The organism is Bosea sp. F3-2, from assembly GCF_008253865.1.
GTDB lineage: Bacteria > Pseudomonadota > Alphaproteobacteria > Rhizobiales > Beijerinckiaceae > Allobosea.
In genome coordinates this window covers 1,961,914-1,973,828 of sequence record NZ_CP042331.1, presented here as the reverse complement: position 1 = coordinate 1,973,828, position 11,915 = coordinate 1,961,914, and the positions used below count along the sequence as shown (strand labels likewise).

Below are 11,915 nucleotides of genomic sequence, written 5' to 3'. Positions count from 1 at the left end.
TCATGAATGCGAGCGACATCACCGGCATCAGGAGCGCGACAGCGATGCGCGCAGCCTATCCCCCGATCGCCCATCGGGTCCGGGGCCTTTCGGACAAGGCCATCGCCTGGCTTTTCATCGCGCCGACGATGATCCTGCTGCTGGCGATCAATCTGTTCCCGCTGATCTGGACGATCCAGCTCTCCTTCACGAATTACCGCGCCAACCGCCCCAATGCACCGCTGCGCAATGTCGGGCTCGACCACTACCAGACGATCCTGTCGGACCCGGAGATCTGGCAGCGCATGCAGGCCACCGCGCATTTCGTGTTCTGGACCATCCTGCTGCAGACCGTCATCGGCTTCGCACTGGCCTACCTGATCGACCGCAAGTTCCGCGGCCACGGCTTCTGGACCACGCTGATCCTGATCCCGATGATGCTGTCGCCGGCCGTGGTCGGCAATTTCTGGACCTTCCTGTACCAGCCGCAGATCGGCCTGTTCAATTACGTCGTCTCGTTCTTCTCCGGGCTTGCGCCGTCCTCCTTCCAGATGCTGGGCGACGTCACCTTGAGCCCCTGGGCGATCATCATCGTCGATACCTGGATGTGGACGCCCTATGTGATGCTGATCTGCCTGGCCGGCCTGCGCTCGATCCCGGACTACATCTACGAGGCAGCCGAGGTCGACCGCGCCAGCAACTGGCGGCAATTCATCTCGATCACCCTGCCGATGTGCCTGCCCTTCATCATGCTGGCCGTGCTCTTCCGCGGCATCGAGAACTTCAAGATGTTCGACATGGTCAACCTGCTGACCTCGGGTGGGCCGGGCTCGACCACCGAACTCGCCTCGATCACGCTGAAGCGCGCCGCCTTCGAGGCCTGGCGCACCGGCTATTCCTCCGCCTTCGCGATCATCCTGTTCGTCGCCGTGTTCGGGCTGGCGAACATCTATGTGAAGGCGCTGAATAAGGTGAAGGCACGATGAGCGGCGCTCTCTCCACGGCCCATTCCGTCGTCGCGCCGAGCGGACGCGTCAAGCTGCTGGCAGGCACCATCGTCGTTCTCTACGCGCTGGTGGCGATCGTGCCGCTGCTCTGGATCGGCCTGACCAGCATCAAGACGCCGCCCGATTCAATCTCTTACCCACCCAAGGTGGTGCCCTTCCTGCATTTCGAGCCTTCGATCGAAGGCTATTGCAACCTGTTCAACACGCGCTCGCGCCAGACGGCGGATTATCTCGCCTCGCTGCCGCCTGCGAATTCCGCCTGCGAAGAGATCACGCGCTCGCGCAGCATGGTGGTCGTCGGCCCGTCCAATTATGTGCCGCGCTTCGTCAATTCGCTGATCATCGCCTTCGGCTCGACGCTGCTCTCCGTGGGGCTGGGCACCTGCGCGGCCTATGCCTTCTCGCGCTTCAAGGTGCCGCTGAAGGACGACCTGCTGTTCTTCATCCTCTCGACGCGGATGATGCCGCCGATCGCCGTCGCGATCCCGATCTTCCTGATGTATCGCGAGCTCGGCCTCTCCGACACGCGGCTCGGAATGATCCTGCTCTACACTTCGGTCAACGTCTCGCTGGCCGTCTGGCTGCTCAAGGGCTTCATCGACGAGATCCCGCGCGAATACGAGGAAGCGGCGATGATCGACGGCTATACGCGACTGCAGGCCTTCCGCAAGGTCGTGCTGCCGCAGGCGACGACCGGCATCGTCGCGACCGCAATCTTCTGCCTGATCTTCGCCTGGAACGAATATGCCTTCGCCGTGCTGCTCACCTCAGGCACGGCGCAAACCGCGCCGCCCTTCATCCCGATCATCATCGGCGAGGGCGGGCAGGATTGGCCAGCCGTGGCCGCCGGAACGACGCTGTTCCTGATCCCGATCCTGGTTTTCACCGTGCTGCTGCGCAAGCACCTCCTCCGCGGCATCACCTTCGGGGCGGTGCGCAAATGAACCTGCAAATGAACCGGCATCCGAGCCATCCCCGTGAGCCGCAAGGCGCGGCCGCATCGCGCTGGCCGAAGGCGCTGCGACGCGGACCGATGGAGACACTGGCAACGCTGCTGATCTCGGCCGGCGTGCTGATGCTGCTGCAGCCCTTCTCGCTAACGCTCTACGGCCATTCCTTCGTCACGACCCTGATCGGCGTCGTCATGTTCACCTTCGTCACCAAATTCCCGGAGTGAGCCATGGCCGAGATCCGGGTCGATAATCTGGTGAAACGGTTCGGCGCCTTCATGGCGGTGCGCGATACCAGTTTCACGGTCGAGAACGGCGATTTCTTCTGCCTGCTGGGTCCGTCCGGCTGCGGCAAGACCACGACACTGCGGATGGTTGCGGGTCTGGAGCTGCCGTCCTCCGGCAGCATCCGGCTCGATGGTGAGGACGTCACCTTCAAGCGGGCGCGCGAACGCGACATCGCCATGGTGTTCCAGCTCTTTGCGCTCTACCCGCACATGAACGTACGCAAGAACATCAGTTTTCCGCTGGTCTCGATGGGCGTGCCAAAGGACGAGACAAGACGGCGCGTCGAGGAAGCGGCGCGCGTGCTGCGCATCGAGCATCTGCTCGACAAATCGATATCCGGTCTTTCCGGCGGCGACCGGCAGCGGGTCGCGCTCGGCCGCGCCATCGTGCGCGAGCCGAAGGCCTTCATGATGGACGAGCCGTTAGGCGCGCTCGACGCCGAATTCCGCCATCTGATGTGCGGCGAGTTGCGCGCGCTGCACGACCGACTGAAAGCGACGACGGTCTATGTCACCCATGACCAGCTCGAAGCCATGTCGATGGCCGACAAGATCGCGGTGATGAATGATGGCGTGATCGAGCAGCTCGGCTCGCCGCAAGAGATCTATGACCGCCCGAATTCGATGTTCGTCGGGGATTTCATAGGCTCGCCCTCGATGAACTTCATCCGTTTTGACGGCGCAACCATTGCGGGCTCGACCTCGGTCAGCATTGATGCCGCCTCCGTGACCCTGCCGGAACTGCGCGAGAACCATGCGCCCGGGCCGCTGGCGCTGGGTGTGCGGCCCGAGCAGATCGTCATCGGCGATCCGGGCCGGCAGGGCAGCGCCCTTCCGGGCGAGATCTTCGGCACCGAATATCTCGGCACAACCCAGATCGTGACGGTCACCACCCCGCACGGCAAGCTCAAGGCGCGCTTGCCCGCCCATATGCCGGTGGCCGCCGGCGACCGCGTCAGTCTCTCGTTCAGGCCGGAGCGGCTGTCGCTGTTCGATGCGGCGACGGGAAAGGCGATCCGCTCCGCTTTGCATGACGCCAGCACGACGAGGCGCAACCATGGCTGAGGTCACGCTGACCCAGGTCTCGAAGCGGTTCGGCGCGGTGAAGGCCGCGAGCGCACTGTCGCTTACCATCGCCGATGGCGAGTTCGTCGTGCTGCTGGGGCCGACGGGCGCGGGCAAGACGACAGCCTTGCGCCTCATTGCCGGGCTGGAAACCCCGGATGACGGCCGGATCTTCATCGGCGGCGTCGATGTCACGGCGCTGCCGCCGGCCGCGCGCGACGTGACCTTCGTGTTCCAGCAATATTCGCTCTATCCGCATTTGAGCGTCTTCGACAATCTCGCCTTCCCCTTGCGTTCGCCCACAAGGCGCACGCCCGAGGACGAGATCCGGCGCGCGGTCGGCCATGTGGCAAAGCTCCTCAAGATCGAGGACAAGCTGCAGAACCGCGCGACGCAGCTCTCCGGCGGCCAGATGCAGCGCGTTGCGATCGGCCGCGCATTGGTGCGCAGCCCGTCGATCTATCTGATGGACGAGCCGCTCTCCTCGCTCGATGCCAAGCTGCGCTCGGAATTGCGTATCGAGCTGAAGCATATCCAGCAGGATCTCGGCGCGACCATCCTCTACGTGACACATGACCAGACCGAAGCGATGACACTGGCCTCGCGCATCGGCGTGATCAACCAGGGCCGCCTCGTGCAGATCGGCACGCCGCGCAGCATCTATGAGGACCCGACCGACATCTATGTCGCCACCCGCCTCGGCAGCCCCGGCATCAACCTGCTGCCGCGCGCGCTCTTCCCCGATCTAGAGGCGCCGGCCAACACGACCACGATTGGCGTGCGCACCGAACATCTCGCCATCGCCAAGGCCAGGAACGGTGCGGTGACGGGCAAGGTCAACTGGATCGAGCGGCTCGGCGATCAGAACCACCTGCATATCGCAGTGAACCAGCAGCAGATCGTCAGCCTGGTCGATCCGGATGAAGGCCTGGATGTCAGCGACGAGGTGAGCGTGAGCCTGCTCAAGCCGCTGTTCTTCGATGCCGACGGCCAGCGGGTGAGGTGAGCCATGGACGACGCGTTGAAGAAGAAGCTGATCGAGGCCATGACCGCGGCGGTCGTCGCCCATGCCGATGAATTGACGGCGCTCGACCAGGCCATCGGCGACGGTGACCACGGCCTGAACATGAAGCGCGGTTTCGAAGCCGTGCTGGCGGACATGGATACGATCACGGCAAAGCCGTTGCCCGACGCCCTGAAGGCAATCGGCACGACACTGGTGATGAAAGTCGGCGGCGCCTCCGGACCGCTCTACGGCACGCTGTTCATGACGCTCGGCAAGGAGCTGCCGCCGGAGCCGACAATTCAGGATGTGGCGCGGGCGCTGGCTGTGGCGATCGAGGCTGTGAAGGCGCGCGGCAAGTCCGATCTCGGCCAGAAGACCATGCTCGACGTGCTGGCGCCGCTGCAGTCCGCACTCGCTGAAGGCGGCGCCGACCTCACGGAGCGCCTTCCCGCGGTCGCCAGGGACGCGGCCGAGGCGACGGTGCCGCTCAAGGCCATTCGTGGACGCGCCTCGTTTCTGGGCGAGCGTTCGATCGGCCATATGGACCCCGGGGCACGCTCATCGGCGCTGCTCGCCACGGCAATCTGCAACGCCATCGGAGCCTGAAAGCATGCCAGCCAGCAAGAATGTCGGCATCGTCATCGTGTCGCACTCGGCCAAGGTCGCCGAAGGCGCCGCCGATATGGTCCGCCAGATGGTCGGCGACAATGTCCCGCTCGCCGCGGCGGGGGGCAATGCCGAAGGCGGTCTGGGCACCGATGTCGCCGCCATCATGGCGGCGATCGACAAGGCATGGTCGGAAGCCGGCGTCGCCATCCTGGTCGATCTCGGCGGGGCCGAGACCAATAGCGAGATGGCGGTGGAAATGATGCCGGAGGAGCGGCGCGAGCGCATCGTCATCTGTAATGCACCGATTGTGGAAGGCGCCGTGATGGCCGCGACCGAAGCGTCCGGCGGCTCGCCGCTGGCCGTCGTGCAGGCGACCGCCGAGGAACTCATGTCGGCATGAATGACATGTCGGCCAAAGGTAGCGAGAGGAATGCAAGGATGCAGGAGGTGACGGCCAGCGCCCTGCTCACCAACAAGATCGGGCTTCATGCCCGGCCCTCGGTGAAGCTTACCCAGATCGCCAAGCGCTTCGGCTCCCGTATCGAGGTCGCCACCAGCGCGGCCGGCCCGTGGACCGATGCCAAGAGCCCGGTGAAGATCATGCGCGTCAAGGCGGCCCAGGGCGAAGTGCTGCATTTCAAGGCCAGCGGCGAAGATGCTTCCGCTGCGCTCGCTGCGCTCGTCGATATCGTCGCACGCAAGTTCGATGAGGAGTGAGGCGTGATGGAACGCCGCCTTTCCGGCCTCGCCGCATCGACCGGGCTCGCCTTCGGCCCGGCGGTGGCATTTCGCGCAGTCGGCGAGATGCGGCGCGTGAAGGGCCCGGTCGCAAGTGAGCGACAGGCTCTGGCGGACGCCGTTGCCGCTTCCCTCCAGGCCGTCACGGCCTTGGCGGCCAGTCTTCACGGCGAGGCTGCCGATATCGTGGGCTTTCAGGTGGCGCTGCTCGAAGACGACGCCTTGACCGAGGGCGCCTATGCAGCAATCGAGCGCGGCGTGCCGGCTGACGCGGCCTGGCGACAGGCGCTGGCGGAGGAGATCGCGGGATATGAGGCGTCCGACGACGCCTATTTCCGCGCCCGCGCCACAGATTTGTCTGATATCCGGGACCGGGTTCTGCGCCAGCTTTTCGGCTTGCCCGAACTGACGAATGCGCCGCCCGGCGCCGTCATCCTGGCGCAGGATCTGCCGCCCTCCGCCTTCCTTGGCATCGATTGGTCGCAAGGCGGCGGCATCGTGCTCGGGGCCGGCAGTCCGACCAGCCATGTCGCCATGCTGGCGCGCGGGCGTGGCGTGCCGATGGTGGTCGGCATCGGCTCAGACTGGGAGGCGGTCTCCGGCACGGTCGTCGTCGATGGCATGGCAGGCCTCGTCCTGACCGGCCCGTCGCGCGCGAGCATCGACGAGGCGCGACGGCGGGCAGACGAGCTCGGCCACGTGCGGAGCAAGGCGGAAACCCGCAAGCGCGAGCCTGCGCTGACCCGCGACGGGACCCCGATCGCCGTGATGGTCAATGTCGCGGGGATGGCCGATGTCGCCGGCTTCCCGGCAGAGGCCTGCGACGGCATCGGCCTGACCCGCACGGAGTTCCTCGTCGAGCAGGCCTTGCAGGATGAGGCGCGCCAGTTCGAGGCCTATGCCGCGTTACTGCACTGGGCTGGCGGTCGGCCGGTGACGATCCGCACGCTCGATGCCGGCGGAGACAAGCCCATCGCCGGCTACACGATCGATGGCGAGACCAATCCCTTTCTTGGCCTGCGTGGCATCAGGCTGTCCCTGCGCCATCCCGACGTCTTCCGCGTCCAATTGCGGGCGTTGGCCCGGGCGGCGAGCCTGGGCCCGCTCAAGGTCATGCTGCCTATGGTCACCGCAGCGCAGGAACTGGAACAAACGAGAGTGCTGCTGGACAGCGTTCTGGCGGAACTCGCGGCGGAAGGATTGCCGCATGCAGCGCCTGCGCTCGGTATCATGGTCGAGGTTCCGGCCGCCGCCATGGCGGTCGCGAGCTTCGACGCCGCCTTTTTCTCGATTGGCTCCAACGATCTGACGCAATACGCGACCGCCGCCGCGCGCGATGGATCGGAGGTCGCGGCCTATGCCGACGTCCTGCATCCCGGCGTGCTCGCCATGATAGCCCATGTCGCGCGCCATGGCGCCGAGCTTGGTCGAGAAGTCAGTCTCTGCGGCGATGCGGGAGGCGATCCGCGCGCCATCGCCGCATTGCTGCGGGCCGGCGTCCGGGCCGTATCGGTCTCTCCCGCGCTGTTGGCGATGGCGAAGGAAGCGATCCGCGAGGTCGATCTCTCGCAGCCAGGGACGGACGCATGACCAGCCCCGAAACCCTCCCGACCGACCCTTCGCCATTGGCCGCGTACAAGGCGATCCTGCGCGCGGTCATCGAGAACCGCCCCTCCGGCACCCGGCAGCGGCTGGCGGAAGCCATCGGCAAGAACCGCAGCTTCATTTCGCAGATCATCAGCCCCGCCTATGTCACGCCCGTGCCGGTCCAGCATCTGGAGACGATTTTCCACGTCTGCCATTTCGCGCCGCCGGAACGCGAGGCCTTCCTGAGCGCCTATCGGGCGGCGCATCCCGGGCGCCTGGAGGTGGTCGACACCGCCCGGCCGATGCGGCGGCTGGTGGTCGAATTGCCGGATTTCGGCAGCGCCGACCTGAATGCCCGGGCCGACCATATCGTGCTGGGGGTCGCGCGCGGCCTGGTATCGCTGATCCCGGCTGCCGCCGACGAAGAAGCCGATGCGCAGGGGGAGAGTCTATGAAGAAGCTGATCAACGCGGTCGACAGCATTCTGTCGGAGAGCCTCCAGGGACTCGCCGCCATCCATGGCGATATCCTCATGCTCGGCGAAGAGGAGAAGTTCGTTCGGCGCAAGCTGCTGAAGCCCGGCAAGGTCGCGCTGATCTCGGGTGGGGGCTCAGGCCATGAACCCTTGCATGCCGGCTTCGTCGGCACGGGCATGCTCGATGCCGCCTGTCCGGGGCAGGTCTTCACCTCGCCGACGCCGGATCAGATGCTGGCGGCGGTGAACGCCGTCGGCACGGCGGCAGGCTCGCTCTTCATCGTCAAGAACTATGAAGGCGACGTGATGAATTTCGAGATGGCGGCCGAGATGGCCGAGACCCCAGTCGCGACCGTCATCACCGATGACGACGTCGCGGTCCCGGCCTCGACCTGGTCCACCGGCCGGCGTGGCGTCGCAGGCACGCTGATCGTCGAGAAGATGGTCGGCGCCGCCGCCGAGCAGGGCCGCGAGCTCGATGCGCTGAAGTCCCTCGGCGAGGAGGTCAACCGGCGCACCCGCTCGATGGGCGTGGCCCTCACTTCCTGCACCGTGCCTGCAGCCGGCAAGCCGACCTTCACGCTCGGCGAGGACGAGATAGAGATGGGCGTCGGCATCCACGGCGAACCGGGCCGGCGGCGCGTGAAGCTGGCAACGGCGGACGCTATCGCCGACGAGATGATGGGCGCGATCCTCGACGATCTTTCCCTGAAGAGCGGCGCGCCCTGCCTGCTGCTCGTCAATGGCTTCGGCGGGACGCCCGCCATGGAGCTCTATCTGATGGCCAATGCTGCAAGGCGCGTCTTGGCGGGACGCGGTCTCGCCATCGCACGTGGGCTGGTTGGGTCTTACGTCACCTCTCTGGACATGGCCGGTTGTTCGCTAACCGTGACGGCGCTGGACGACAGCATGATCCAACTCTGGGACGCGCCGGTCCATACGGCTGCGCTACGATGGGGGTAAGCACCGCAACTTTCGAATGTCGGCTATCGGCGCGAGGCCCAATGTCGGGTTGTAGCGCGGTGCGGTCATATCGTGAACGTCAGCATTCCACCCGAGGCGGTCAGCCGCGCCGCAGGGAGGGGCCGCCCTGTCCGGCCCCGATGATAATGGCGTCGAAGCTGTGGTCCATGGCGGGGCCTCGAGGAGTGATGCGGAGAGATGGCAGCGAGCACCTCTGCGTTCTGCAAGTCGGTCAGGTTCTGAGGCGCTCCCGCAGACAAATCTTACACGCTCTTCCGGAGGGCCTTCGTGCTGCCGCTGCAGACGGCCGTCGCAGCACTGCTCAGGTGGGCAGCGTTGCGCCGCTCTGCTCCGCCACCATGTAGGTAGCGTACCAGTCGGGCCAGTTCTGATCGTGCTCGCCGGTGCGCTTTTCATGCTCGCCATGCGCATCCGCGGCACGCCGCAGCGCGGCCGCGAGGTCGCCCGCGGACGTATATGTGGTATCGCCGCCGTCCACACGCCCTGGAAAGCGCTGAGTGATCTCCTGCAGGAGCCAGCTGTTGCCGTCCGGGTCGCTGAAGGTGGCATAGGAGAGGTAGCTGCGCCCCTCTGGATCGCGCCCGTTGATCGCCGGCTGCCCCGGGCCAGTCCGGTGAAACACCTCGCTCACCTTGGCGCCGCCCCTGACGAGTTGTGTCCGCGCCGCTTCGATGTCGGAGACGACGAGATAGAGCCCGCTAGCCGAGCCCGGCGCGGCCGCGGTGATCCCGGTGCCGAAATGGATCGAAGCCGGTGAGCCCGGAGGCGTGAACTGCACGACCCGGAAGCTGTCGCTCACCGGGAAGTCGGCGTCCAGCCGCCAGCCCAGGCCGCTATAGAAGCTCTTCGCGCGATCAACATCCGCCACCGGAATGGCGACGACTTCGAGCTTGAGGTCTGTGGCCTGTGCCCCGGCGGTTCCGTTTGCGGCTTGGCTGCGTCCTTGAGTGTCGTTCATATCGAGCTCCCTGGGTTTCTTGGGTCTCGGACGGGCTGCGGTTTAGAACCCGCCGCGCTCTGCTTATTGTTTCTGCTGCAGGAGGGATCGGTCGACCGGTGGCTTCCGTAGGCGCGTGCCAGTGGCTGCAAAGATCGCGTTCGTCACGGCCGGCACGACAAGCGACGTTCCAGCCTCTCCGAGACCGCCGGGGGGCTCCTGGTTCTGGACGACATGAACCTCGACGCGCGGCGCCTCATTCATCCGCAGGATCTGGTAGCTGTCGAAATTGCCTTGCTCGACGCGCCCATCCTTGAGCGTGATCTCGCCGTAGAGCAAGGCGGTGATGCCGAACATGACCCCGCTCTCAACCTGTGCCCGAACGGTATCGGGATTGACGACGGTGCCGCAATCCAGCGCGCAGACGACGCGCCTTACGCGAACGGTGCCGTCATTGGCGACCTCGACTTCGGCAACCAGCGCCATATAGCTCGCGAAGGCGTTCTGGATCGCGACGCCGCGGCCGGTGCGAGCGGGAAGCTTTTCGCCCCAGCCAGCCTTTTCGGCCGCGAGTGCGAGCACGGCCCTGGCGCGCGGCGTCTTGCCGAGCAGCGCAAGCCGATAGGCGACCGGATCCTGCTTCGCGGCCGCCGCCAGCTCGTCCATGAAGCTCTCGGTCACGAAGACGTTGTGCGACGGCCCGACGCTGCGCCAGAACGCCGTCGGGATTCCCGGCGGCTCCACCCGCACATATTCGACGTGCAGGTTCGGGAGATCATAGACGAGGTCGATGGCTCCCTCCGTCGTGTCCGGATCGAGCCCGTTGTTGAAGCCAGGCGGCAGCCATCTCGCGATGATCGAGGACCCGGCGAAGCGGTTATTCCAGGCGATCGGCCGACCCTGCGCGTCAAGACCGGCGGTGAGCCGGTCGAAGAACATCGGCCGGTACATGTCGTGCTGGATGTCCTCTTCGCGTGTCCACACGACCTTGACCGGGCCGTTGACCTGTTTGGCGATCTCGACAGCGCGAGCGACGCCGTCAGCCTCAAGCCTGCGGCCGAAACCGCCGCCGATCAGGTGATTGTGGATGACGACCTGATCGGGGCGCAGGCCGGCGGCTTTCGCCGCGAAGGCCTGGGCTCGCGCCACGGCCTGATTGCCGACCCAGATTTCGCAGGCATCCTTGCGGAGATGGACCGTGCAGTTCATCGGCTCCATCGTCGCATGGGCGAGGAACGGAACCTGATAAGTCGCCTCGACCTTGGTGGCCGCGTCGGCCATCGCCTGCTCGACATTGCCGATATTCTCCGCGACGGCACCCGGCTTGAGCGTCGCCTGCTGGAGTTCGGCGGCGATCGCCGCGGTTGTCAGCTTGGCGTGCGGCCCCTCGTCCCATTCGATGACCAGAGCGGCCAGCCCCTTCTTCGCCGCGCCCATGTGATCGGCGACGACTGCGACGGCATCGTCCAGCCGGACGATCTGGCGGACGCCCTTGACGGCCTTGGCAGCCTTGTCGTCCACGCTCTTCACGCGCCCGCCGAAGACGGGCGATTGCGCGAGCGTCGCGATCTTCACGCCGGGCGGGCGGGCGTCGATGCCGAAGACCGCCGTTCCGTTGACCTTCGCGGGAAGGTCGAGGCGCTTGGCCGGGGTGCCGATCAGTTTGAAGTCCTGCGGTTGCTTAAGCGGGTCGTTTTCGGGCACCGGAAGCTGTGCAGCATCGGCAACGAGATCTCCGTAGGCGAGACGCCGACCCGTTGCGGTGTGGATCACGGCGCCGGATTGGGCACGGCAGGCCGCTGGATCGACGTTCCAGCGCTTTGCAGCCGCCGTGACGAGCATCGTGCGCGCCGTCGCGCCTGCCTGGCGCAGCGGCTTCCAGGCGCCTCGGATCGCATTGGAGTTACCGGTCGCCTGCACACCGAGCAGCGGATTGGCGTAGCGCTTCTCGTCGGGCGGCGCATGCTCCAGCCGGACCTGCCTGAGTTCCACTTCGAGCTCTTCGGCGATCAGCATCGGGATCGAGGTGTAGGTGCCTTGTCCCATCTCGACATAGGGCATGGTCAGCGTGATCTGCCCGTCGTTCTGGATGCGGATGAAGGCATTCGGGGTGAAAGATGTCGATGCCGGTGCGGCCTCGGCCTCACTCCCGGCGAAGGGCAGCCTCAGGCTGAGCAGGAGCCCGCCACTCGCGGCGGCTCCGGCCCGCAAGAAGAAGCGGCGCGTTGCTGTGTCTGACTTGGCCTGTTCGGGGGCATCAGGCCCATGCTGGGTGTTGAGCATCATCGCCT

General features: G+C 65.9%; 13 protein-coding genes. 11 read left to right on the top strand and 2 right to left on the bottom strand.

Features of this window, described 5'->3' with window-relative positions; translation table 11 throughout:
* Positions 1–44: 44 nt before the first annotated feature.
* From FQV39_RS09170 to dhaK, 11 genes are read left to right on the top strand one after another with little or no spacing between them, the layout of a single operon-like run.
* Positions 45–965 (top strand): carbohydrate ABC transporter permease, encoded by a 921-nt coding sequence (locus FQV39_RS09170; protein WP_149133748.1) that lies wholly within the window; start codon positions 45–47, stop codon positions 963–965.
* Positions 962–1,930: a carbohydrate ABC transporter permease gene (locus FQV39_RS09165; protein ID WP_113511717.1), complete on the top strand. Its 969-nt coding sequence runs from the start codon at positions 962–964 to the stop codon at positions 1,928–1,930. Before FQV39_RS09170 ends, FQV39_RS09165 begins: the two co-directional genes overlap by 4 nt.
* Complete coding sequence (locus FQV39_RS09160) at positions 1,927–2,163, top strand: hypothetical protein (protein WP_472840630.1); 237 nt, start codon at positions 1,927–1,929, stop codon at positions 2,161–2,163. Before FQV39_RS09165 ends, FQV39_RS09160 begins: the two co-directional genes overlap by 4 nt.
* Before the next feature lie 3 nt (positions 2,164–2,166).
* A complete protein-coding gene (locus FQV39_RS09155) occupies positions 2,167–3,288 on the top strand; it encodes an ABC transporter ATP-binding protein (protein WP_149130008.1) in 1,122 nt (373 codons plus the stop codon).
* Positions 3,281–4,294 carry an ABC transporter ATP-binding protein gene (locus FQV39_RS09150; RefSeq protein ID WP_149130007.1) on the top strand — a complete coding sequence of 338 codons (1,014 nt, stop codon included), beginning with the start codon at positions 3,281–3,283 and terminating at the stop codon, positions 4,292–4,294. The genes FQV39_RS09155 and FQV39_RS09150 overlap by 8 nt, the downstream gene beginning before the upstream one ends.
* 3 nt (positions 4,295–4,297) lie before the next feature.
* Positions 4,298–4,900, top strand: coding sequence for a dihydroxyacetone kinase subunit DhaL (gene dhaL / locus FQV39_RS09145; protein ID WP_149130006.1), 603 nt, complete (start codon positions 4,298–4,300; stop codon positions 4,898–4,900).
* Positions 4,901–4,904: 4 nt separating this feature from the next.
* Complete coding sequence (dhaM, locus tag FQV39_RS09140) at positions 4,905–5,303, top strand: dihydroxyacetone kinase phosphoryl donor subunit DhaM (RefSeq protein WP_113511725.1); 399 nt, start codon at positions 4,905–4,907, stop codon at positions 5,301–5,303.
* Positions 5,304–5,341: 38 nt separating this feature from the next.
* Positions 5,342–5,620: an HPr family phosphocarrier protein gene (locus FQV39_RS09135; protein ID WP_149130005.1), complete on the top strand. Its 279-nt coding sequence runs from the start codon at positions 5,342–5,344 to the stop codon at positions 5,618–5,620.
* 6 nt (positions 5,621–5,626) lie between these two features.
* On the top strand, positions 5,627–7,231 hold the full coding sequence (gene ptsP, locus FQV39_RS09130; RefSeq protein WP_149130004.1) for a phosphoenolpyruvate--protein phosphotransferase: 1,605 nt from the start codon (positions 5,627–5,629) through the stop codon (positions 7,229–7,231).
* Positions 7,228–7,683: a hypothetical protein gene (locus tag FQV39_RS09125; protein ID WP_149130003.1), complete on the top strand. Its 456-nt coding sequence runs from the start codon at positions 7,228–7,230 to the stop codon at positions 7,681–7,683. Before ptsP ends, FQV39_RS09125 begins: the two co-directional genes overlap by 4 nt.
* Positions 7,680–8,666 carry a dihydroxyacetone kinase subunit DhaK gene (gene dhaK / locus FQV39_RS09120; protein ID WP_149130002.1) on the top strand — a complete coding sequence of 329 codons (987 nt, stop codon included), beginning with the start codon at positions 7,680–7,682 and terminating at the stop codon, positions 8,664–8,666. The genes FQV39_RS09125 and dhaK overlap by 4 nt, the downstream gene beginning before the upstream one ends.
* 322 nt (positions 8,667–8,988) lie before the next feature.
* Here the strand turns inward: dhaK and FQV39_RS09115 are convergent, their stop codons facing one another.
* Together FQV39_RS09115 and FQV39_RS09110 are read right to left on the bottom strand one after the other, a co-directional pair.
* Positions 8,989–9,645: a VOC family protein gene (locus FQV39_RS09115; protein WP_149130001.1), complete on the bottom strand. Its 657-nt coding sequence runs from the start codon at positions 9,643–9,645 to the stop codon at positions 8,989–8,991.
* A gap of 63 nt (positions 9,646–9,708) precedes the next feature.
* Positions 9,709–11,910: a xanthine dehydrogenase family protein molybdopterin-binding subunit gene (locus FQV39_RS09110; protein ID WP_248313301.1), complete on the bottom strand. Its 2,202-nt coding sequence runs from the start codon at positions 11,908–11,910 to the stop codon at positions 9,709–9,711.
* Between the last annotated feature and the right edge of the window lie 5 nt (positions 11,911–11,915).

Bases quoted from the DNA above. Each gene is read 5' to 3' on its own strand.
- FQV39_RS09170 (WP_149133748.1), top strand. From the start codon at position 45: ATGCGCGCAGCCTATCCCCCGATCGCCCATCGGGTCCGGGGCCTTTCG.
- FQV39_RS09165 (WP_113511717.1), top strand. From the start codon at position 962: ATGAGCGGCGCTCTCTCCACGGCCCATTCCGTCGTCGCGCCGAGCGGA.
- FQV39_RS09160 (WP_472840630.1), top strand. From the start codon at position 1,927: ATGAACCTGCAAATGAACCGGCATCCGAGCCATCCCCGTGAGCCGCAA.
- FQV39_RS09155 (WP_149130008.1), top strand. From the start codon at position 2,167: ATGGCCGAGATCCGGGTCGATAATCTGGTGAAACGGTTCGGCGCCTTC.
- FQV39_RS09150 (WP_149130007.1), top strand. From the start codon at position 3,281: ATGGCTGAGGTCACGCTGACCCAGGTCTCGAAGCGGTTCGGCGCGGTG.
- dhaL (WP_149130006.1), top strand. From the start codon at position 4,298: ATGGACGACGCGTTGAAGAAGAAGCTGATCGAGGCCATGACCGCGGCG.
- dhaM (WP_113511725.1), top strand. From the start codon at position 4,905: ATGCCAGCCAGCAAGAATGTCGGCATCGTCATCGTGTCGCACTCGGCC.
- FQV39_RS09135 (WP_149130005.1), top strand. From the start codon at position 5,342: ATGCAGGAGGTGACGGCCAGCGCCCTGCTCACCAACAAGATCGGGCTT.
- ptsP (WP_149130004.1), top strand. From the start codon at position 5,627: ATGGAACGCCGCCTTTCCGGCCTCGCCGCATCGACCGGGCTCGCCTTC.
- FQV39_RS09125 (WP_149130003.1), top strand. From the start codon at position 7,228: ATGACCAGCCCCGAAACCCTCCCGACCGACCCTTCGCCATTGGCCGCG.
- dhaK (WP_149130002.1), top strand. From the start codon at position 7,680: ATGAAGAAGCTGATCAACGCGGTCGACAGCATTCTGTCGGAGAGCCTC.
- FQV39_RS09115 (WP_149130001.1), bottom strand. From the start codon at position 9,645: ATGAACGACACTCAAGGACGCAGCCAAGCCGCAAACGGAACCGCCGGG.
- FQV39_RS09110 (WP_248313301.1), bottom strand. From the start codon at position 11,910: ATGATGCTCAACACCCAGCATGGGCCTGATGCCCCCGAACAGGCCAAG.